Here is a 21,374-nt window from a genome sequence, read left to right as displayed (position 1 = left end):
CCAGGGGGGAGTGACCTTGCATTGCGAGTAGGCCCCCGAAACGCAATAAGAGCCTAAAAAAAATCGTAACCATTCACGTCTCATTGAAATCCCCCGTAGGGGCGGACCTGTGTGTCCGCCCGTTTTCGGGTACATTGCCCACTTCTACCTGGTATCCACACAATGGGCGGACACACAGGACCGCCCCTACAGGAAATATTGATTGCACCTGAATAGTTTCAAAATTTCCACCACCAACATGCCGGGCGACTAAGCTATAGTTACGTAAAGATTGCAGAATTATGCCGCAATAAGCACTATCCATCGTCACCATTATTTGCTACGGACCACGGAAATACTGAACAAGGCAGAGCGTATGTTACAGTCAGATAGACACACTGCGTAACATCCGCACCGACGTCTTCACCCGCAACCATGGACATCGTGCTTATGGACCGAACCAGCTGTCATCCACACCATTGTCTGACACGCACGGGATGCATCCTGAACTCCCTGCTGCCCGTCCTCGTCCTGCTGCTCGCAGGTTGTGCCGCGGTGGGGCCAACATACACCCCTCCAAAAACTGACATGCCGGAATCCTGGAACACGCCTCTCGATCCGGCCTTAAAGGCACGGGAGAAGCTGGTTCTGGAATGGTGGAAACTGTATGACGATCCATTGCTGACCAAGCTGATCACCGAGGCATCCAAGGGCAACCTGGACCTCAAGGAAGCCGTGGCCAGGGTGGACGAGTCCAGGGCCCAGCTCGGCGTGGCCCTGGGTGAGGAAGTCCCGTCCCTGGACGCCACTGCAAACATCTCCCGCTACCGGACGAGTAAGAACAACTATGGCCTCGGCAAGACCGACAGCCTGTACTCGCCCGGCGTCTCGGCCAGCTGGGAAATCGATCTGTTCGGCCGCATCCGGCGCTCCGTGGAAGCGGCCGGCGCCGACTACCAGGCCACACGGGAAGACCGGACCGACGTGATGATCTCCCTGTACGCCAACGTTGCCCAGACCTATCTGGACATCCGGACCTACCAGGCCAGGCTGTCCGCTGCCGACGCCAACATCGAATCCCAGAAACAGGTTCTGGACCTGACCCGGTCCAAATTCAAGTACGGGCTGGCCACCAGCTTGGAAGTGGCCCAGGCAGAGCGGGTGCTGGCCAGTTCCGAGGCCTCGGTGCCGCCCCTGCGTATCGAACTCTCCAAGTCCATCAACACCATGGCCGTGCTCCTCGGCCGTCAGCCCGGCGCATTGTATGACGAGCTCAGCACCCCCAAGGAGATTCCCCTGCCGCCCCAAAAGGCCACCCTGGGCATGCCCGCCGACCTGCTCCGGCAACGCCCGGACATCCGCAAGGCTGAACGCCAATTGGCCGCCCAGACCGCACGCATCGGCGTGGCCAAGGCGGACCTCTACCCGAGCCTCTCCCTGACGGGATCCTTTGGGTATGAATCCGTGAACACCAACGACCTGTTCGAACCGGCCAGCAACGTGTTCGCTTTCGGACCATCCCTGCGGTGGAACATCTTTTCCGCCAACCGCATCCGCAACCAGGTCAAGGCCCAGGACGCCGTGGCCAGGCAGTATATGCTCCGCTACGAAAGCACGGTCCTGAATGCCCTGAACGAAGTAGAAAACGCCCTGCGCGCCTACATCGAAGACCGGGTGCAGCTCGGGGCCCTGAACCGGGCCGTGGACGCGGCCAGACGGTCGGTGGACCTGTCCACCCAGTTGTACAAACAGGGCCTGGTCAACTTCCAGGACGTCCTGGACGCCCAGCGTGACCAGTTCTCCCTGGAGAACGACCTGGCCTCGGCCCGGGGCAGCAGCGCGGCCAATTTCGTCAACCTCTACGCCGCCCTGGGCGGCGGCTGGAACCCCGACGCCCCCGAGGCCCCCCTGCCCACCCTCGAAGAAACAGTCTTCGAGTAACCCCAAATCCAAAAAGGCCGAAGGCCCAAGCTCAACAAGGTCCCCAAAGTCAACAGAGTCAACAAGGTCACAAAAAAACAGCCACAACCCGTTTCCCCTGCGCACTGCCCGCGGCGCACTGCGCACTTTTTTCCCCAACAAGGAGCCACCCCATGCAACCAACGACCAACCATTCCCCCATATATCTCACCCTCACCCTGAGCCTCCTCGCCCTTCTTTTGGCTACGGGCTGCAAGGAGAAAAAGAACACCTATGTCCCCCCACCCCCGGCAAGCGTCACCGTGAGCAAGCCCCTGGTCAAGACAGTGACCAACTACGCCGATTTCACCGGGACCACCGAGGCCCAGGAGTCCGTGGAGATCCGCCCCCGGGTGGAAGGGTATCTGGAAAAAATCCTCTTCACCCCCAGTTCCTACGTCAAGAAGGGTGATCTGCTCTTTGTCATCGATCCCCGTCCCTATAAAGCCAAGCTCAAGGAGGCCCAGGCGGAAGTGCTCGTGCGCCGGGCGGAGCTGGAGCTGGCCAAGGCAACCCTGACCCGCAAGGAAAATGCCTTCAAGGACAGAGCGGTCAGTGAAGTGGACGTGATCGAGGCCAGGGCCAAAAAAGAACAGGCCGACGCCCAGGTGGAGAGCGCCAAGGCCAGCGTGGAGACTGCACAACTAAATCTCAACTACACCCATATCAAGGCGCCCATCAGTGGACGCATCGACCGCAGCCTGGTCGACCAGGGCAACCTGGTGGGTGCGGGCACTCCCACCCTGTTAGCTACCATCGTGGATGACAACCCCATGTTCGCCTATTTCACGGTCAGCGAACGGGATCTCCTGTATTACCAGGAACATTGCAAAACCGAAAAATTTTCCCTCAATACCAAGCAAAAGGCCTTCCTCGGGCTTTCCAATCAGCCCGGCTATCCCACAGAAGGCAACATCGACTATATCGACAACCGGCTGCAGTCGACATCCGGGACCATGCAGGTCAGAGCGGTCTTCGATAATGAAGACCACTGGCTGCTCCCGGGCCTCTTCGCCCGCATCCGGGTGCCATTGGGCCAGGAAGAAGGCGCACTCCTGGTGCCCGACCTGGCTCTGGGTGTGGACCAGCAGGGTGAGTACGTCCTGGTGGTGGGTACGGACAACAAGGTGGAATATCGCTCCGTGACCCAGGGAGCCCTGGTCGACGGCATGCGGGTGATCACCAAGGGACTCGGACCCGACGACCGGGTCATCGTCAAAGGCCTTCAAAAGGCCCGGCCAGGTGCCGTGGTCGCTCCCACGGAAGTGAAGCCCGAGAGCCTGGTCAAGACATCCGCCCCCTCTGAAGCCGCATAAGGAGTCCCCATGTTCAGCCGTTTCTTCATCAACCGCCCCATCTTCGCGGCCGTGGTCTCCATCGTGATCATCATCGCCGGTCTGGTCACCCTCCAAAGTCTTCCCGTGGCCCAGTACCCGGAGATCTCCCCGCCGACCATCTCGGTGACCACCAACTATCCCGGTGCCAACGCCCAGGTTCTGGCGGACACCGTGGCCCAGCCCATCGAGGAACAGGTCAACGGGGTCGAAGACATGATCTACATGTCCTCCACCTGCGCCAACAACGGGGACTATTCCCTGACCGTGTCCTTTGACATCGGGACCGATCTGGACATGGCCCAGGTCCTTGTCCAGAACCGGGTCAGCCAGGCCACGGCATCGCTCCCCGAAGCCGTTCAGAGCATCGGCGTGACCACGTCGAAACAGTCCACCAACATTCTTCTCTTCGCCACCCTGACATCGCCGAACAACACCTTCGATCCCCTGTACCTGAGCAACTATGCCACCCTCAACATCAAGGATGAACTCTCCAGGATCGACGGGGTGGGCTCGGTTTCCGTGTTCGGAGCGGGTGACTACAGCATGCGTATCTGGCTCGATCCCAACAAGCTCAAGGCCCGCGGGCTGACCACCACCGACGTGCTCAACGCCATCAATGAGCAGAACGTCCAGGTGGCTGCAGGGCAGATCGGCCAGCCACCGGCGCCCCAGGAGCAGGACTTCCAGTATTCCATCACGGTCAAGGGCCGGCTGACCGACGCCAAGCAGTTCGAGTCCATCATCGTCAAGGCCCTGCCCGGCGGGGCCATGGTCCGCCTTCGGGACATCGCCAGGGTGGAACTCGGTGCCCAGAGCTACGACATGACCAGCCAGGCCAACGGCATCCCCACGTCCGCCATAGCCGTGTACCAGCAGCCCGGGGCCAACGCCCTGGACGTGGCCAAGGAGGTCAAATCCCGCCTGGCAGAGCTCAAACAGGGGTTCCCCACCGACCTCGACTATTCCATTCCCTTTGATACCACGGAATTCGTGAACGCGTCCATCGACGAGGTGGTGGAGACCCTCTTCATCGCCATTGTCCTGGTGTTCATCGTCATCCTGGTCTTTCTGCAGGACTGGCGGGCCACCCTGATCCCGGCGGCCACCATCCCGGTCTCCCTCATCGGGACCTTTGCGGTCATGGCCGGACTGGGGGTGAGCATCAACATGCTCTCCCTGTTCGGCATCGTCCTGGTCATCGGGATCGTGGTGGATGACGCCATCGTGGTGGTGGAAAACGCCACCAGAAACATGGACGATCTCCGTCTTCCTCCCAAGGAAGCAACCATCAGGGCCATGGACGAGGTCACCGGGCCAGTCGTGGCGACCACCCTGGTCCTTCTGGCCGTGTTCGTACCCACCGCCTTTCTGGGTGGGATCACCGGGGCCCTGTACCGGCAGTTCGCCCTGACCATTGCCACGGCCACGGTGTTCAGCGCCCTGAACGCCCTGACGCTCTCCCCGGCTCTGTGCGCCATCATCCTCAGACCCACGTCCTCGCACCACAACATCTTCGCCCGTGCCTTCAACTGGACCTTTGACAAGTTCCAGAAGGGCTACGGTGCTATTGTTGGCGGCATGGTCAGGCGCGGCTTTATCTGCATGGTCCTCTTTGTGGCACTGGCCGCAGCCGCAGGATGGGGAATGCTCCAGCTTCCCACGGGGTTCGTTCCCTCGGAAGACCAGGGATACGCCATGGTCAGCGTCCAGCTGCCGGACGCGGCCTCCCAGGAGCGGACCCTTGCCGTCATCGATACCCTGAACAAGAAAATCGCCCAACTCCCCGGGGTTAGCAGCTGGATCTCGGTGCCCGGCTATTCTCTGCTGGACGGCGCAGCCGCCTCCAACGCCGCGACCATCTGGGTGGTCTTTGACTCCTGGGACGAACGTCTCCCCAAGGGGCTGGACGTCAAGGCCATGATCGGTCAGCTCTACCGGATCGCCGGAAACATTCAGGAAGCCACGGTGTTCGCCTTTGCTCCCCCGGCCATCACGGGACTGGGCCAGGCGGGCGGATTCGAAATGAAAATCCAGGACAAGGGAGATGTCGGCCTGACCGCCCTGCAGCAGATGACCCAGGACATCGCCATGGCCGCCAACGGCCAGTCCACCCTTTCCCAGGTCTATTCCACCTTCAGGGCGAACACCCCCCAGTTGTTCACCGATGTGGACCGAACCCAGACCAAAAGCCTGGGCATCCCCCTGTCCGATGTCTTCAACACCCTGCAGGCCAATCTCGGCTCGAAATATGTCAACGACTTCAACATATTCGGCAGATCCTACCAGGTCAGGGTCCAGGCGGACGCCAAGTACCGCAGTCGGGTCGAGGACATCAAGAAACTCGAGGTCCGCAATAATGACGGCGACATGATCCCCCTGGGCACCATCGTCACGGTGAGCAAGACCCTCGGCCCCCAGCTGATCACACGGTACAACATGTACCCCACAGCCACCCTGAACGGACAGGGCGCAGCCGGGGTCAGTTCGGGCCAGGCCATGACCATGATGGAGAATATCGCCCAGGCCAAACTGCCCACCTCCATGGGATACGCCTGGTCGGGCATGTCCTATCAGGAAAAGATGGCAGGATCGGCCACGGCCATCATCTTCGCCCTGGCCATCATCTTCGTCTATCTGGTCCTGTGCGCCCAGTACGAGAGCTGGACACTCCCGCTGACCATCATCTTCGCCGTTCCCCTGGCCCTCGTCGGCACGGGCATCGCCGTGTACATCCGGCACATGGACGTGAACGTGTACACGCAGATAGGAATGGTCCTGCTCATAGCCCTGGCCTGTAAAACGGCCATCCTCATCTCGGAATTCGCCAAGGAAGGACACGAGGCAGGGCAGGGCATCAGGGAAGCCGCCCTCGAGGCGGCCAGGCTACGATTTAGACCCATCCTGATGACGGCCTTCGCCTTCATCCTGGGCGTCTTCCCCCTGGTCATTGCCACCGGCGCCGGAGCCGCCAGCCGCCAGGCCCTGGGCACGGCCGTGTTCGCCGGCATGATCTCGGCCACCTTCCTGATGATCTTCTTCGTTCCGGTGTTCTACGTGGTCATCCAGGGCATGAGCGAACACTTCTGGAAAAAGAAGAAAAACCCGGTCATGGAACACAACAAGCCCAAGCCCGGGGTGGAAGAACTGTGAAAGATATAGGAGCGCTTCGCTTCAGGATATAGGATGCAAGATACAGGATACAAAACATAGTACCTTACTCGTGAAATTCTGCCATAGAAAACAAGAAAATCGAAAGGCGTAAACCAGCATTCACCGCCCGGCATATTCCATATGCCTCGAGCGAGTTTGCGAGCGGGCGGTGAGAGCCTTTCTTGGGTTGCGGGCATATGCCTGCATAGGGATATAGGATGCATGGGAAGTCGGGGATTGCCACAACAAGGCAGTCCCCGACTTTTTTTGGCACTGTGGAGTCCTGAAAAATAGCCCATCCCCCGAAGATCCCGGATCACGTCCAGGATGACGGGGATTTTTATCCTATATCATATATCCTATATCTTATATCCCCATATCCCCATACCCTCCAATCTTTTCTTCCATTGACAATAGCCTTCCACCCGGCGTAGCAATTCTTCCACTTATTCTCAGGGCGGGGTGCAATTCCCCACCGGCGGTATCCCGGCTTTCCGGGAAGCCCGCGAGCGCTTCCTGACGGCAGGAAGGTCAGCAGACCCGGTGAGAGGCCGGGGCCGACGGTGACAGTCCGGATGAAAGAGGATGAGACAGCTCCCAAACGCCACGCCCCTTTGCACGGCGTTTCCTTTCCGATGCCCGTTGCGGGCTCCTGTCTTTTCTTTCGCCCTGATTCTGGTACCCCATCATACCCAAGGAGACCTACCATGAATCAGTCCCTTCTCGACAACTTCGGTTCACCCATCCGGCGTGTGGAAACGGCCCTCGAGGCCCTGCGTTCCGCCAAGGGTGTGCTCGTTACAGACGACGCGGACCGCGAAAACGAGGGCGACCTCATCTTTTCGGCCGAGTCCCTGACCCCCCCCCAGATGGCCATGCTCATCCGCGAGTGCAGCGGGATCGTCTGCCTGTGCATGCCCGAGGAAAAAATCCGCCGTCTGGACCTGCCCATGATGGTCGACAAAAACGAAAGTGCCTACAAGACCGCCTTCACCGTCTCCATCGAGGCGGCCCAGGGGGTGACCACCGGTGTTTCCGCAGCCGACCGGATCACCACCATCCAGGCGGCCATTGCCGAGGACGCCACCCGAGAATCCATCCACTCCCCGGGGCATGTTTTTCCCCTCAAGGCCTGCCCCGGCGGCGTGCTCGAACGCCGCGGCCACACGGAGGCCACCGTGGACCTGATGCGCTTGGCCGGTCTCAAGCCTTACGGCGTCCTCTGCGAAGTGACCAACCCCGACGGAACCATGGCCCGGCTCCCGGAAATCATAGCCATCGGTCAGAAACATAGTTTACCCGTCCTCACGGTGGAAGATATTGTCGTCTACCGTCAGAAAATCCAGGAAGGGGCGGCGTAGACAATATGGGCAGCAGAACCTGCAGCCGTCGGTACGCAGCAGAAGATACCATACTCCCGGAATCAAGTTGAGATATTATTGCGCGGTGCCCATATCCAGTATAGGGGAGGTATGGGACCTTCAGGCCCCATACTGGGACTTCCTCAAAAAAAGGGTGCGGTCCATATTGAACCGCACCCTTTCCGTTGTTCACTGCAACCGATCGTTCCTTGCGTACTGTGCACTGCGCACGTCTTCCCTCGTCCCCCCTATTTCCCGAAACCAAAGACCTTTTGCAGCAATTTCGATCCCTGCCCCATGGGATCCTTGCGGAGCGCGGCCTCGTTCTCGGCCATGACCGCGAACAGGCCGTCCAGGGCCTTTTCGGTGACATACTCGTCAATGTCACCCATGCTCATCCCGCCCATGCCGACCATGGACTTGGCCCTGTCCTGCATGGCCTTGAGATATTTGGTCACGTTGACGCTGTCCGTGGCCTCCTTGACCAGCGGAGCAAATTCTTTGGTCAGCTCTTTTGCGGTGTGGTCCTTGAAATACACGGTTGCTGCGTCATTCTTGCCGTTCAAAATCTTGCGGGCGTCTTCCAGGCTCATTGACTTGACGGCGTCCAGAAAGATGGGGGTGGCCTTGGGAACGGCCTTTTCAGCAGCCCTGTTCATGCTGACCACAAAATCCTCCACCAGCTGCTCCTGCCCCATCTTTTCGAGTCCCGTGGCCACCATGGACAGATGACCGGGCACGGGAATGGACACCTCGGGATTTTTCAAAAAACCATCCTCGGTCCCCAGGGCTTTCACCGATTTTTGCGCGGCCGAAACCAAGGCCTCCTTGAGCCCCTTGATGACCTCGCTGTCCGAGGCCTTGGCCCCCCGCTTCGATCCGTCCTTACCGGAATCCGAGCCGGTCAGGGATTCTGCAACACCTCCGACCACATCCCCCCAGCCGGCATAGCCCGGTGCTGTACCCATTAGAACGAGCATGATACCCAGAACAACCGTACAAGATGTCTTCATGGTCCCCCTCCCCTGTTTTTCTTCCCGTATTGGTATTTACACGCAATCACATGGATCAATCGTCCATATTTCCGAAAACGCCGAGCCTCTGGACCCGAGAATGCTCACAGCGCGCTCCCTTGCCACAAAATCTCGCCCTGCCGTTGTCGTCAAGAAATTGTATTGGGACCAAGCTTTTTTTTTCACAATCATTGCAATCAATCACATAAGGCGTACAGATTGGTTCTTTGGGGGCCAAAATATCTCTGGCCCGTTTTCCATCAACCATCACCCGAGGGAGGTAACATGCTCTTTGTCAGCGCCATCACCAAAGCCATGGACCGCTACTACAACCACCTTGCAACCTTCGGCTGCAACACCTGCAGCGCAGGGACATGGACCATCAACAACGCACGGCATGACTGTAAACACCCCCATGGACCGAATGTCCGTTCCGTCCTCGATTTCTTCCGCCATCTGCCCCATGGAACCAGACATTAGGCAGGTTCTTCCCGGCCATTCCTGACAGCGGATCTCTCTCCCCTCCACCGGAAATCCGAGACGGGCACCTCCACTGCCCGCCCCGGCTCTTCCCGTCCGCATATTTTCACAACCGGACCAATCCCCCTGCCACCTCCTCGAGCGCCGGCCGATCGACGATTTCGATGTATGCCCCGTTCCCGCTGATGATTTTCTGCCTCTCCAGCTTCTTCAGGGTCCGTGAGAGGGTTTCCGGGATGGTCCCCAGATATTTGGACAGTTCGGTCTTGGAGAGATCGAGTTCAAAAGAATCGCCCCTGCCCGCCGCAGCCAGAAGGAGAAAGTGGCCCGCCAGCCGGGCAGGAACCTCCTTGAGACTGAGTTCGTCGACCTTATTCACAAAGGCCCTCAACCGCCTGGACAGCAGGGCCAGCATCTGCAGGGCCAGCTCCGGCTCCCTGGCCAGGAGTTTGCGGAACGCATCCCTGGGGAAAAACAACAATTCCGAAGGCTCCAGGGTCACGGCCGAGGCGGGAAACCTGTCCCCGGCAAACACGGCCACCTCGCCAAAGGCCTCCCCGAATCCGAACACATGCAGAATCTGCTCCTTGCCCGCGAAGGAGGTTCTGAAAATCTTGACCCTGCCCGACCGGACCAGATAAAAGCCCTTGCCCGCATCCCCGGCCCAGAAGATGGTCCGGCCCTTGTCCATGCGCACGTTCCTGGCGATCCCGGCCAGGATGGACAGATACTCGGCATCCAGCCCGTCAAACAGGTCCACCCTCTCCAAAATATCCACGATCTTTTCAGTTTGCATGCCTTCTTTCACCGTATGGATTGACCCAGGTCAAGTAGTTCGGGAGATGGAGGATATAGGATAGAGGATCGGAGACGGGAGGCGGGAGACCGGAGACAGTCAATGGTCCTGCCGGAATGCAAGACGTATCGGGTCCTACATCCTATACCGTATATCCTATATCCTTCTGCACCCTCTCTCTTCCACCCGCTACGCAACCAACCATGCCCACAATCATCCTGACCTCTCTGAGTATTCTCCTTCTGGCCGCCCATGCCCTTCGATTCGGTGGGACCGGCATGGCCATGGCCCTTGTTCTCTTTACCGCCCTTGTATGGACCAAGCGGTCATGGGTCAGGCAGGCATGCATTCCACTCCTCGCCTGGGGACTGGTCATATGGTCGCAAACCCTGGTCACGCTGATCCAGTTCCGGGTGGCGGCTGACCTTCCCTGGATCCGCTTGGCGGTGATCATGGTGGCGGTCATGGGCGTGGCCGGCTATTGCATACTCGCTCTGGCCAGGGGGCCGGGGCGTCGATTCTTTGTCCGGGGCGATTCCCATGATCCGGCTCGGGCCATGGCCTTTGTGCTTGTGGGCGGCCTGCTTCTGGCCATCCGGCAACAATCCCCTATGGTCCTGCTCCTGGCCGATCGGTTCATCCCGGGATCCGGGCCGCTGGAAATCTTTATCCTGGCCCTGTACGCGGCCTGGGTATGCGGCCGGCTGCTCGATCCCCAAACCCAGGCCACAACCCGGCGCACAGTCTGGCTTCTCTTCTCCCTGGTCTTTTTTGGCCAGTTCCTCCTCGGCATGCTCGGTATCGACCAATGTCTGATGACCGGCAAGCTCCACCTACCGGTTCCAGCCCTCATTCTGGCAGGACCGTTATTCAGGGGAGAAGGTTTTTTCATGCCCATACTGCTTGGATCTACTCTGCTCCTGGTCGGCCCGGCCTGGTGCAGCCATCTGTGCTACATCGGAGCCTGGGACAACCTCATGGCCGCGCGGTACAAGCCCCGCTCGCTTCCGGGGTGGACACGGGCTCTTCGCTGGACCATCCTCATCCTGGTCGTGATCTTAGCGCTTGGGCTGCGCTACCTGCAGGTTCCCATGGTCATTGCCGTCCTTATGGCTGCCATGTTCGGCCTGCTCGGGATCGGGGTCATGGTTCTTGTTTCCGGAAAGAGCGGAACCATGGTCCATTGCACGACCTTCTGCCCCATGGGCATCCTGATCAACTACCTGGGAAAACTGGCTCCATGGCGCATCCGCATTGATTCCTCCTGCACCCGCTGCAGGGCCTGCCTTCCCGCCTGCCGATACAACGCTTTGGACCTGCATGCTCTGGAACAGGGCAGGCCGCACATCACCTGCACCCTGTGCGGGGATTGCGTGAGCGCATGCAAGCACGGCGCACTGACCTTTTCCGCGCCCATGCTGATTCCGGGCAAGGCCAGGATGGTTTTCACGATTGTAGTGACCACCCTGCATACCATCTTCCTCGGAGTTGCCCGGATTTGAGCCCATGCCGGGATACACGATCTCGTTCAACGCAAAAAAACACCGGACAAGGAACAATAAGGGAACATGGAACGAACAATGGCCTCCACCGGCAAGCTAGGATCAACCGGGGTTTCCACTATTACGAACAATTGGGACAAAATCTGTGGAAAACAGGAGACAACAACCATCCATCGCCCCCAAAAGAAGGAACAAAACATGAAATCCCAAAGTGTTACCCTGTTGAAATACGATCAGCACTTTGATACCCAGGCTGCACGAACACGTGCTGGACGCCACGGATTGCTCAAACGTTCGGTCCCATAAAGGCCCGTGTCCCGGCAAAAGCGCTAGCCGTCCTTCCTGCCCCCGGGATTCGAGCAAATAAGGGCGGACACATAGGTCCGCCCCCACGATTTTTCCAGCAATCAGGAACATCACCTGCCCAGAAACGAACAACCATTTCGTGGATACGAACAGAACAACGAACATACAAGGAACAATCGACATGCCTGCCGCCCCTTATACAATCACCCTTGCCGAACTTACGAACAGTATCGACCACACCCTGTTGAAACCGGATGCCACGCGGGAGGATATTCTTGCAGCTTGCGAACAAGCCAAACAATATCAATTTGTTAGTCTGTGCATAAATCCTTGTTATGTCCCATTGGCGCACGGAGCGGTATCCGGTTCACAGGTCGGGGTGGCCTCGGTCGTAGGATTTCCCCTGGGAGCGCAAACACCCCGCACAAAGGCTTTTGGGGCCCAGGAAGCATTGGAAAATGGGGCCCGGGAAATCGACCTGGTCATCCACATGGGGGCCCTTAAAAACAAAGAGTACAAGGTGGTTGAAAAAGATATCCGGACTATTGCCGATCTTTGCCATCAATCCAAAAATAGGAACCGGGAAAAAAGGCTGCTCAAGGTGATCATCGAGACCTGCCTGCTGACCACAGAAGAAAAACGCACCGCCTGCGAACTCTGCGTGGCCGGGGGTGCGGACATGGTCAAAACCTCCACCGGATTCGGCGCGGCCGGGGCAACCATCGGAGATGTCCGCCTGCTGCATGGCCTGGTTGCCCCCCACGGCCTCGGGGTCAAGGCATCCGGCGGAATCAGAACCCTCGACGACGCCCTGGCCATGCTCAATGCCGGTGCCACCCGCCTCGGCACGAGCAGCGGCGTAACTATCGTCCGCCAATTCCACACCACGTAGGGGCACGGCGCGCCGTGCCCTTTCCCCCGGTTCATACATGCCGTGCGCGTATTCGTGCATCCGTAGAGTGTCTCCCGCCTCCCTGTATTTTTTGACCTATATCAAGGCATCCGGCCCTCTGCCTCCCTATACCGGACGCACCACCACCGGGACAACAACCCCGATACACAGGAAGTATATTATGAAAAAAATGCGGAAAATCATACACATCGACAGAGAGTTATGCGACGGTTGCGGCCAGTGTGTACCCAGTTGTGCCGAGGGTTCCATCCAGATCATCAATGGTAAGGCCAAGGTTGTATCCGACAATCTTTGCGACGGCCTGGGCGCCTGCCTGGGACATTGCCCCCAGGGAGCCCTCAACATCGTGGAACGCGAGGCCGACGAATTCGACCCCGAGGCGGTGGAACGATTTCTGGCGGAAAAGGCGGCCAAGGAACAAACGGATCGCCCCGGGACCGCGCCCATATGTCCTTCGGCAATGACGCACAGCCTGCAGCCCCAACCCGCCCGGCAGAACAAGGGTCCAAGACACGGCACGGCCCTGTCCCACTGGCCCGTGCAGATACGGCTGGTCCCGCCCACGGCACCGTTTCTCAAAGACGCCGATCTTCTTGTGACAGCGGATTGTGCAGCGGTCTCCAGCCCCAATTTTCATGCGGACTACCTTCAGGGCAGGGTAGTCATGATGGGCTGTCCAAAATTCGACGATACCGCCCCGTATCTGGACAAGTTCGTGGAGATCTTCCGGAGCAACCCGCCCAGATCCATCACGGTTCTACGCATGGAGGTTCCCTGCTGTGGGGGATTGCCCTCACTGATCACAACGGCCCTTGAAACGGCAGGTGCCGACATCCCCGTCAGGATCATCACCCTGTCCACCTCCGGCGACGGAGTCCAACCGTTCTACAACCAGAAGCCCGAGGGATGATGTACTGCCGGAAATGGAAGAATCCTTTCCCGGGACCGTTTCCTTATGCTACCGACCACTTCCGTGGTTGGAAACGCCACGCTCCAAACCGGTCTTGGTTTCCCATTCCTTCCGATGACCACCCGTGCATCCCCCCAAAACCAGGAGGCAAACCGTGAAAACGATCAATCTGTTCGACCAGGGAAGCTTCAACGACATGGCCTTCAAAACCCTGCTGGTCCACGATTCCGAAAACTTCAAAATCCTCAATTTCAACTTCAAGGCCGGCCAGGAACTCCCGGTCCATTCCCATGGCATCGACGGAGAGGTGAGCATAACCGTCATCAAGGGAACAGGCGAATTTCTGGGGGCAAACGATACGGCCCTCCCAGCGAAGCCGGGAGATATTCTCGTCTGCCAGATCAAAACACCACATGGCATTCGAGCGACCACGGACCTGCGGGTTCTCGTGACCATAGCTCCACCCATCTGATCGACAAGGCGCACATTGGTACGTGGTCATTTGGGGGATTGGAGTGCGTACCACCATGGCCGATCCGTTCCAGGATCCATCGCGGCCAGGTACATGGAAAGGGTGGGCGCCCAGAATGGGCCCAAGATCAAACCCCGTTTTTCTGTAACCGCTTCTGCAGCCCCATGGCCCCCTGGTGGTCAGGGTCCTTTTGCAGAACCATGCGGATGTACTTATTCGACTGTGCGTATCTTTCGGTATGGAAACAGATCCGGGCAAGGCTGTAGGGGACGCCGACATTGGCTCCAAGCAGGTCGGGGTCCCTGTCCAGCGCCTTGTTGGCATATTCCAACGCCTTGAAATAACTCTTCCCCTGTAAGTAGGCCATGGCCAGGTTGTAATACAGTCCACCATTGTCCGGCGCAATGCCCAGTGCGGTGGTATAATAGGAGACCGCCTCCTCCCATTTGCCCTGCTTGCGAAGGTTCCTTCCTATCTCATTGAACATCCACATGTCCTGCATGGTAAAATCATCTGATTTCATCTCCATGGCCTCGTTCATGTAGCTGAGTCCCTGTTCCGGATCGGCATCCATGACCTTTTGGCCCACCTCCATGAGCGATACCACGACCTGGTCCCTGGCGTGTTTGCGCACGACGCTCACGGCGCCGTTATAGAACTCACGGGCCTTGGAGACGTCTCCCTGACCGGTATAGGCGTCACCGATGACGATCTTTCGCTTATGGTTCAGGGGAGAAAGCTTGTCCAGCTTTTCGAGCATGGCAATGCGGGCCCCAACATTTCCGGTCTCGTTGTACAACTCCACCAACCGCTCCATGGGCTCGAGATACATTCTGGCCTTGCTCGAGGCACTTTTATACCGGGCTTCGGCCTCGTCGTACTCCTTGTTTATCCGGTGGATATCCCCCAAAAGGATATTGGCGATGGAGCTTTCCGCATTGATTTCAAGAAGTTCATCAATGGCCTTGCGGGCGGTATCGAATTCCCCTTTTTCGATGGCCTCCTTGGCCCCGCCGACCAGATTGCGCATATTGTTCGGCTTGATGGTGTACGCGATCTTCTCGATGATCGAGTTGATGGAAACCGGTTTGACAATGATATTGTCCGCTCCCAATTCGTGAAAGAGGCAGAGAACGTCACGGTCCATCTCCGTACTCAGACAAATGATGACCACCCTGTCATCCAGGGCATCCTTGATCTGCCGGAAATGCGAAGTGATATTCACATCCCCGATGGACGCCTCCGCAAACAGGATCAACCGACCGTACTGCTTGAGCATCTTGTGGATCCGGCGGATATACTTGTCGGCAGCGATCTCGTACTGCAAACACTCCTGCGTGATACCCAGGGCGCGGGTTAGTCCCCGGAATGTCCTCACAAACGTCATGTCATCACTGACAACGAGAAATCCGCCGTTATTGGACACAAAATAGCGGACAATCTGATCAAGAACTTCGCGCTTCGCCAAGAAAATCTCCTTCTGTTGCTGTTACCAAATAACGCGTAAAGACAATACCGGATACCGTGCACAGTGGCATCTTGAGCTGCCAAAACGACTGAGCACGTTGGTCGATGCCGGGGCGACGATATAAAACGGGGGTATCACAAAAAGATGAGGAAGGAAAAGGGGACGACCAGAAAAGACGCCCCAAACACATCATTCACGGACTTGGCCCAGGATGTTCCATGGGTTTGGGCGTTGGCGCTTGGTGCACGTTTTTGGGGCTCAGAAGTCAGCCAGTTTACCAAGGAGTTCTTGGGCCGGAGCATGGCCCGGTTCGTTGTTGCAGGCGATCTTGGCGTATTGCTGCGCTTCTGGATAGGCCTCCAGTCGATAGTAGATCCGGGCGATGTTGTAAGGAATGTTGGCATCGACATTGAGCATTTCCGGGTACCACTCCATGGCCTGCTCGGCGTGTTCCTTGGCCCTGCGGTAATGCTTGCCCTGGAAATAGGCCATGGCCATGTTGTAGGATATCCCCCAATCTCCATTCGAGACACGCGAGCCCTTTTCGTAGTAGTCTATAGCCTCCTGCCACTGCCCCTGTTTGCGCAGGTGCAAGCCGATCTCGTTGAACATCCACAGATCCTTTTCGGTCAAATCCTCGGATTTGAGTTCCAGGGCCTCGGACATATATTTGAAGCTGCGGTCAGGATCGATCTGCATGAGCTTTTTGCCCACCTCCATGCGCGAATAGCTTTTCATCTCGTTGGCCTGCCGGGCAACGAGATCCAGGGCCTCTTCATAGTACCGGACACTGCGCCTCCTTTCCCCCAGCCGGGCATAGGTGTCGCCGATGGCCATTTTGCGCTCATGATTGAGTGGTGAAAGCCTGTCCATCACCTTGAGAACCCGGAGCTTCTCCGTGAGCTGGTCCGTATCGGTGTACAGGTCAACGAGCCGTTCCAGGGGCTTGAGATGCATACGGGCGGTCCTGGAAGCCTTTTTGTAATACGACTCGGCTTGGGAATACTCACTTTTGCGCCGGTGGATGTCGCCCATGAGCACATGGGCGATAGTGCTTTCCGGATTGGTCTTGAAAATCTCCTCGGCAATGACCCGGGCCGTCTTGAGGTTGTTCTGGGAGATGGCCTTCTTGGCCTTACTGACCAGGACACGCAGGTTGTTCGGCTTGATGGAAAAAGCGATCTTCTTGACGATGGTGTCTATGGAGGCGGGCTTGACGATAGTGTTGTCCGCCCCCATCTCCAAAAAAAGCCCCATGGCTTCCCGACCGGTTTCGCTACATATGCAGATGATGGTCACCTGGTCTTCGAGGATATCCTTTATCTGCCTGAAATACGGCGCGTTGTTCTTGCCATCGTTACATGACTCGATAAAGACAATCAGTCTCGAATAGGTCCCGAGCAGTGACCTGATCTCCTTGAGATAGTGCGTTCCCAGCTGGTCACAGTGGAGACAATCCGCCGGTATTTTCAGGGCCTTCATAAACCCCTGGAATATCCTGACAAACAGAGCATCCTTGCTGACGACCAGAAACCCGCCATTATTGTTGACAAAATAACGTACGATCTGATTGAGCGATTCACGCTTGTTCAAGGGGTACTCCCGGTGTCCAAAGGAACCAATAAATTACAAGACGATTTCCTGCCCAACTATTTCCCTCTCCCTTGATTGTCCTCTTATCACCCACCGATTTCCCGACAGCCTATACCAACCACATCGTCATGCCGACGACGATCACCAGGGAAGGGAGCATGCTTGAAATGCGGATCTGTTTGATCTCGAGAATATTGATGCCGATTCCCAGGATCAACACCCCCCCGGTCGCGGTGAGCTGACTGATGATCTCCGGAGAGAACACCGTTTGGAACGAGGAGGCAAAGAGCGTCAGACTCCCCTGGTAAACGAGAATGGGGACTGCGGAAAAAAGGACCCCGACCCCATACGTCGTGGCCAGAATGACCGAGGTGAATCCATCGAGGACGGCCTTGGTGAACAGGAGTGAATGGTCCCCCCTGATCCCTTCGTCAAAGGAGCCGACAATGGCCAGAGCACCGATACAAAAAATCAACGAGGCGGAAACGAGCCCGTCAGTGAACAAGGGATTCGATGAGCGGATCACTCTCTTGAGTTTCAGGGCCAACCTTTCGAAAAGTTTTTCAAGCTGGAGGAGTTCGCCCGCAATACCCCCGAGCAGTACACTAACGACAACGATGAGCACATTATCGCTCTTGAAGGCCATCTGCATCCCGATGACCAGGACACACAGCCCTACGCCCTGGAACGCGACAACCCGAATGCGCTCGGGAAAACGCTCCCGAAGCAGCAAACCAGCCACGCTGCCGAGAATTACGGCCATGGCATTGACCAGGGTACCCACAGGGATAATCATCCGTGTTTCCTCTCTTGTGGCGCGTCACCATCCCGAGAGCCCCCCGCAGTCCGCCGGTCCGGATAGGATCCACGGAGGATTGGAAGGGGACCAAAAACCGAGGACGGGAAGGCAGATATCTCTGCAATACATTGTCCTTCTTGCCCATGTACGTGTCTTTTGTATGACATTTGGCCGACAATCTCCATGGTAACTCCACCGGCCCTATTGCAGTTTGGCGATCCCCTCGATGCGTTGCTGGTAGGCCAAAACCCCCTGGACCATACCGTCGGCCAGCCGCTCAAGATAGGCGGTGGAACGCAGACGCTTCGCCTCGGTATAGTTGGTGATGTACCCCAATTCCGCCAAGACCGCCGGCATCTTGGAGCCCATGAGCACATAAAAAGGGGCCCCTTTGACCCCATGGTCATTGACCTTGTACTTGGTTCTGACCCGATGCAGGGACCGGTTCTGGATATCGTTGGCCAGGTCCTTGGATTCGGTGATCTTGGAATTGAGCATCAGATCGGTGAGAATGACCTGGAGATCGCTGATCTTTTTAACGGACACCGCGTTTTCACGTGCCGCAACCCTGACGGCATCCCTTGATTTGGCCAGGTTCAGATAATAGAGTTCAAGTCCGTGGGCCCGCTTATCCCGGCAGGCATTGCAATGGATGGAGATAAAAAGATCCGCGTCCTTGGCATTGGCCATGGCCGTACGTTCTTCAAGGGGAATGAAGACATCCTTCGTCCGTGTGTACAGGACCTTAAATCCCTTGCGGGTCAGTTTCTTGCCCAGGATCTTGGCCATTTTCAGATTGACGTCCTTCTCCAGGATTTTGTTGGCCACCGCACCGGGATCCCTCCCCCCATGCCCGGGGTCGATCATGATCGTCTTGATTTTCAGCCCCAGCTGCTCCACAAGACTCCGGGCGACCTTTTTATCCCGAGCGTTCTTGCCCACGGCGGCCTTGTTCTTGGCCACGGTCGCGGCCATTTTTTGCAGGGGTTTGGGCGGGTTCGTTTTCTGCTTGTCACCATAGACATCGATGACCACACGGAAGGGATTGGAAAGAGAAAAGACCCTGGAATTATCAATTGAATCTATATCCAGGACCACCCGAACCTCGTCCGATGAATGCTGGCTCGTTCGGATGGAGCGCAGGATGCCGTCGGCGATGCGTTCTTCATCGGGGACGCTCTTGTCCAGCCGGGTCTTTTTCAGATCCACGAAAAGCCGATGCGGTGTCTTCAAATGGGGATCGGGCTTGAGCAGTCTGTTGTAAAATCCGGTCTGACCATCCAGATCGAGTACGACCCGGGTGTAATCCTTGCTTGACCAATGGCGGATATGGACGAGATGGGCCCCCTCTTTTGGTGACGCGGGGGGAGTGCTTGCGGATTTTTTTCCGGGAGCGGGATCCGTACATACGGGCGGATCCGGATTTTTTTTCGGGGACACCCGGGCGGGTTTGCGATTATCCCGGTCGATTTTTTCAAGAAGTTTTTTGGCCTTGGGGGCCATATCCCCTTTTGGGTAGGTATGGACAACCGACAACAAGGAGAGGTAGGCCCGGTCCCTGTCCTTGAGCTGGTTCAACTCAACCCCGGCCTGTCGGAACAGGGCGTCGTCGGCCCAGGAGTGTTTGGGGAAACGGAGAACGACCCGGCCATAATAATCCACGGCCTGCAAGGCATCCGAACGCAACATGGAAACCTTGGACATCTCATCATAGACCCGTCCCATATAATACAGGGACTTAGGTGCGTATGATCCCTTGGGCGAACGGGTATATGCCCTTTGGAAGTGGTCCTTGACCGCATACCAGTTGGACCGGTACTTGGCTCTGCGGGGATCCTTGAGCAGTCGTTGGAATCCATGCCACCCCTCCTTGAACTCCTGGGACGGATAGGCACACGGAGCGCAACGGGCTCCCAAGGACATTGACAGCATACACACAAAAAGTATGCAGGACAGTATTCTGGTATGTTGCAACATAGGCCTTTGGTAGAGAGATGTCGTGACGCTGTCAAAGGTTTCCCAAGGACATGCGCGGCTCCTGTCGGTGACAGGCCCGGCTTGTTCCAATTTGTATCCCCATGCCTTTGCCCCAAAAAATCGTCCGCGGATCATCATCCATGGATAGACGTCCGCTTACCGGTCAAATATGTTCTCTTTACATTTCCAAGAGGGTAGCACATGAACACCCCCCTTCCCCCCGGGAGATTTCTCTTGCTGATAGCCATGGCCTGGATGCTCGCTGCCTCGGGATGCGCCCGAAAAACCGTGGTCAGTCAGCCCTCGCCATCCCCAGCCAATATCCCGCCCCGTACAGAAACACATGGGACCCAAAAGAGATACACGGTTCTGGGGCAGACCTACACCCCTGTCTCTTCAGCAAAAAATTACACGGAAACGGGGGTTGCCTCCTGGTATGGAAAAAAATTCCATGGCAGACTGACGGCCAGTGGAGAAATCTATGACATGCACAAACGGACCGCCGCCCACCGGATCCTTCCGATGCATACACGCCTTAAGGTCACCAACCTGGATAGCGGCAAGGAAACCATAGTAATGGTCAACGACCGTGGGCCCTTCGCAAAAAACAGAATCCTTGACCTCTCCTTCCGGGCGGCCAAGGATCTGGGTGTCGTCGGGCCTGGAACAGCCCGGGTCCGCATCTCAACACTGGGAACATCCGGGACGACTATCACCGGCCCGTTCTACGTTCAAGTAGGTGCATTCACTGTGAAAAAAAACGCGTTGGTCCTGCGTGACGGACTGCGGTCGGAAGGATACGACCAGACCAGACTCCATTCGGTCATGGTACGGGGCAAGAAATTCTGGCAGGTCCATGCGGGCCGTTTCCGGACATTGGCCGGAGCCAGGCAGGCCAAAGCCCACCTCGCGGACCGCTCCCCTTCCTGTTTTATTCTTGCGGATTGAGTTCTGATCTAAATTTTCTCGAGATCCGGAAGACCACCACCTTGCGCGGCGGCAGAATGATACTTTCTCCGGTCTGAGGATTCCTTCCCTTGCGCGCTTTTTTTTCATAGGCCTCGAATTTGCCGAATCCACTGCTCAAAAGGGCATAGTCCTTCTTGATGGCCTGCTTCATTATCCCAAGCAGGCTTTCGACCTGTTTTTTCACCTCGGCCCTGTTCCGGTTGGTCTTCTCGTAGATCGCGTTGACGATATCGGCCTTGGTCAATGTCCTTGAACTCATCACTTTTCTCCTGGCATATTTAGAGCGTTGAAAAGGATTGGATAGTTTTATGTTATCACGATGATTATGATCCTTCAAGGAAGGTACAGCGTGTTTATTCATATCCTTACACAAACAGACAATGGTTTTCA

At 57.2% G+C, this 21,374-nt stretch carries 17 protein-coding genes and 1 riboswitch; of the genes, 10 read left to right on the top strand and 7 right to left on the bottom strand.

Translation table 11 applies throughout. The annotated features are described in order from the left end of the window. Positions 1 to 429: 429 nt before the first annotated feature. The 4 genes from ACY692_RS07380 (at position 430) to ribB (ending at position 7,786) form a co-directional block, all read left to right on the top strand. Entirely contained in the window at positions 430 to 1,920 is a 1,491-nt protein-coding gene (locus ACY692_RS07380; RefSeq protein ID WP_462324710.1) for an efflux transporter outer membrane subunit, read from the top strand. Positions 1,921 to 2,072: 152 nt separating this feature from the next. Next, positions 2,073 to 3,254: an efflux RND transporter periplasmic adaptor subunit gene (locus tag ACY692_RS07375; RefSeq protein ID WP_462324709.1), complete on the top strand. Its 1,182-nt coding sequence runs from the start codon at positions 2,073 to 2,075 to the stop codon at positions 3,252 to 3,254. 9 nt (positions 3,255 to 3,263) lie between these two features. Further along, a complete protein-coding gene (locus ACY692_RS07370; protein ID WP_462324708.1) occupies positions 3,264 to 6,425 on the top strand; it encodes an efflux RND transporter permease subunit in 3,162 nt (1,053 codons plus the stop codon). A 444-nt stretch (positions 6,426 to 6,869) separates the two neighbouring features. Continuing rightward, positions 6,870 to 7,016, top strand: a riboswitch (FMN riboswitch). 116 nt (positions 7,017 to 7,132) lie between these two features. Then, positions 7,133 to 7,786 (top strand): 3,4-dihydroxy-2-butanone-4-phosphate synthase, encoded by a 654-nt coding sequence (ribB, locus tag ACY692_RS07365; protein WP_462324707.1) that lies wholly within the window; start codon positions 7,133 to 7,135, stop codon positions 7,784 to 7,786. 248 nt (positions 7,787 to 8,034) lie between these two features. Here the strand turns inward: ribB and ACY692_RS07360 are convergent, their stop codons facing one another. Further along, positions 8,035 to 8,799, bottom strand: a complete 765-nt coding sequence (locus ACY692_RS07360) for a DUF4197 domain-containing protein (protein ID WP_462324706.1) — start codon at positions 8,797 to 8,799, stop codon at positions 8,035 to 8,037. A 285-nt stretch (positions 8,800 to 9,084) separates the two neighbouring features. Here ACY692_RS07360 and ACY692_RS07355 point away from each other — a divergent pair, with 285 nt between their 5' ends. After that, the gene (locus ACY692_RS07355) at positions 9,085 to 9,279 is read left to right on the top strand and encodes a hypothetical protein (protein ID WP_462324705.1); all 195 of its coding nucleotides are present in this window, start codon (positions 9,085 to 9,087) and stop codon (positions 9,277 to 9,279) included. A 106-nt stretch (positions 9,280 to 9,385) separates the two neighbouring features. Here ACY692_RS07355 and ACY692_RS07350 read toward each other — a convergent pair whose 3' ends face one another. Then, positions 9,386 to 10,075: a Crp/Fnr family transcriptional regulator gene (locus ACY692_RS07350; RefSeq protein ID WP_462324704.1), complete on the bottom strand. Its 690-nt coding sequence runs from the start codon at positions 10,073 to 10,075 to the stop codon at positions 9,386 to 9,388. Between the two features lie 203 nt (positions 10,076 to 10,278). Here ACY692_RS07350 and ACY692_RS07345 point away from each other — a divergent pair, with 203 nt between their 5' ends. From ACY692_RS07345 to ACY692_RS07330, 4 genes are all read left to right on the top strand, one after another. Next, positions 10,279 to 11,577 carry a 4Fe-4S binding protein gene (locus ACY692_RS07345; protein WP_462324703.1) on the top strand — a complete coding sequence of 433 codons (1,299 nt, stop codon included), beginning with the start codon at positions 10,279 to 10,281 and terminating at the stop codon, positions 11,575 to 11,577. A gap of 487 nt (positions 11,578 to 12,064) precedes the next feature. Continuing rightward, positions 12,065 to 12,775 (top strand): deoxyribose-phosphate aldolase, encoded by a 711-nt coding sequence (gene deoC, locus ACY692_RS07340; protein ID WP_462324702.1) that lies wholly within the window; start codon positions 12,065 to 12,067, stop codon positions 12,773 to 12,775. 181 nt (positions 12,776 to 12,956) lie between these two features. Further along, positions 12,957 to 13,706, top strand: coding sequence for an ATP-binding protein (locus ACY692_RS07335; protein WP_462324701.1), 750 nt, complete (start codon positions 12,957 to 12,959; stop codon positions 13,704 to 13,706). Between the two features lie 154 nt (positions 13,707 to 13,860). Next, entirely contained in the window at positions 13,861 to 14,178 is a 318-nt protein-coding gene (locus tag ACY692_RS07330; protein WP_462324700.1) for a cupin domain-containing protein, read from the top strand. Positions 14,179 to 14,305: 127 nt separating this feature from the next. Here the strand turns inward: ACY692_RS07330 and ACY692_RS07325 are convergent, their stop codons facing one another. From ACY692_RS07325 to ACY692_RS07310, 4 genes are all read right to left on the bottom strand, one after another. Next, positions 14,306 to 15,646, bottom strand: coding sequence for a tetratricopeptide repeat protein (locus tag ACY692_RS07325; protein ID WP_462324699.1), 1,341 nt, complete (start codon positions 15,644 to 15,646; stop codon positions 14,306 to 14,308). A gap of 258 nt (positions 15,647 to 15,904) precedes the next feature. Further along, a complete protein-coding gene (locus ACY692_RS07320) occupies positions 15,905 to 17,239 on the bottom strand; it encodes a tetratricopeptide repeat protein (RefSeq protein WP_462324698.1) in 1,335 nt (444 codons plus the stop codon). Positions 17,240 to 17,348: 109 nt separating this feature from the next. Further along, positions 17,349 to 18,032, bottom strand: a complete 684-nt coding sequence (locus ACY692_RS07315) for a DUF554 domain-containing protein (protein ID WP_462324712.1) — start codon at positions 18,030 to 18,032, stop codon at positions 17,349 to 17,351. Between the two features lie 207 nt (positions 18,033 to 18,239). Next, positions 18,240 to 19,961, bottom strand: a complete 1,722-nt coding sequence (locus tag ACY692_RS07310; RefSeq protein WP_462324697.1) for an N-acetylmuramoyl-L-alanine amidase — start codon at positions 19,959 to 19,961, stop codon at positions 18,240 to 18,242. 255 nt (positions 19,962 to 20,216) lie between these two features. Between ACY692_RS07310 and ACY692_RS07305 the strand changes: the two genes are divergently transcribed. After that, positions 20,217 to 20,963, top strand: a complete 747-nt coding sequence (locus tag ACY692_RS07305; protein WP_462324696.1) for a septal ring lytic transglycosylase RlpA family protein — start codon at positions 20,217 to 20,219, stop codon at positions 20,961 to 20,963. Here ACY692_RS07305 and ACY692_RS07300 read toward each other — a convergent pair. Further along, positions 20,947 to 21,243 (bottom strand): integration host factor subunit alpha, encoded by a 297-nt coding sequence (locus ACY692_RS07300; protein ID WP_462324695.1) that lies wholly within the window; start codon positions 21,241 to 21,243, stop codon positions 20,947 to 20,949. The genes ACY692_RS07305 and ACY692_RS07300 overlap by 17 nt on opposite strands. Between the last annotated feature and the right edge of the window lie 131 nt (positions 21,244 to 21,374).

It is taken from the genome of Desulfoplanes sp. (assembly GCF_054921335.1).
The sequence above is the reverse complement of the archived record's forward strand: the minus strand, read 5'-3'. Positions and strand labels throughout refer to the sequence as shown.

Coding starts and splice junctions, on each gene's coding strand:
- ACY692_RS07380 (WP_462324710.1), top strand. CDS start 430: ATGGACCGAACCAGCTGTCATCCACACCATTGTCTGACACGCACGGGA.
- ACY692_RS07375 (WP_462324709.1), top strand. CDS start 2,073: ATGCAACCAACGACCAACCATTCCCCCATATATCTCACCCTCACCCTG.
- ACY692_RS07370 (WP_462324708.1), top strand. CDS start 3,264: ATGTTCAGCCGTTTCTTCATCAACCGCCCCATCTTCGCGGCCGTGGTC.
- ribB (WP_462324707.1), top strand. CDS start 7,133: ATGAATCAGTCCCTTCTCGACAACTTCGGTTCACCCATCCGGCGTGTG.
- ACY692_RS07360 (WP_462324706.1), bottom strand. CDS start 8,799: ATGAAGACATCTTGTACGGTTGTTCTGGGTATCATGCTCGTTCTAATG.
- ACY692_RS07355 (WP_462324705.1), top strand. CDS start 9,085: ATGCTCTTTGTCAGCGCCATCACCAAAGCCATGGACCGCTACTACAAC.
- ACY692_RS07350 (WP_462324704.1), bottom strand. CDS start 10,075: ATGCAAACTGAAAAGATCGTGGATATTTTGGAGAGGGTGGACCTGTTT.
- ACY692_RS07345 (WP_462324703.1), top strand. CDS start 10,279: ATGCCCACAATCATCCTGACCTCTCTGAGTATTCTCCTTCTGGCCGCC.
- deoC (WP_462324702.1), top strand. CDS start 12,065: ATGCCTGCCGCCCCTTATACAATCACCCTTGCCGAACTTACGAACAGT.
- ACY692_RS07335 (WP_462324701.1), top strand. CDS start 12,957: ATGAAAAAAATGCGGAAAATCATACACATCGACAGAGAGTTATGCGAC.
- ACY692_RS07310 (WP_462324697.1), bottom strand. CDS start 19,961: ATGTCCTTGGGAGCCCGTTGCGCTCCGTGTGCCTATCCGTCCCAGGAG.
- ACY692_RS07305 (WP_462324696.1), top strand. CDS start 20,217: ATGAACACCCCCCTTCCCCCCGGGAGATTTCTCTTGCTGATAGCCATG.
- ACY692_RS07300 (WP_462324695.1), bottom strand. CDS start 21,243: ATGAGTTCAAGGACATTGACCAAGGCCGATATCGTCAACGCGATCTAC.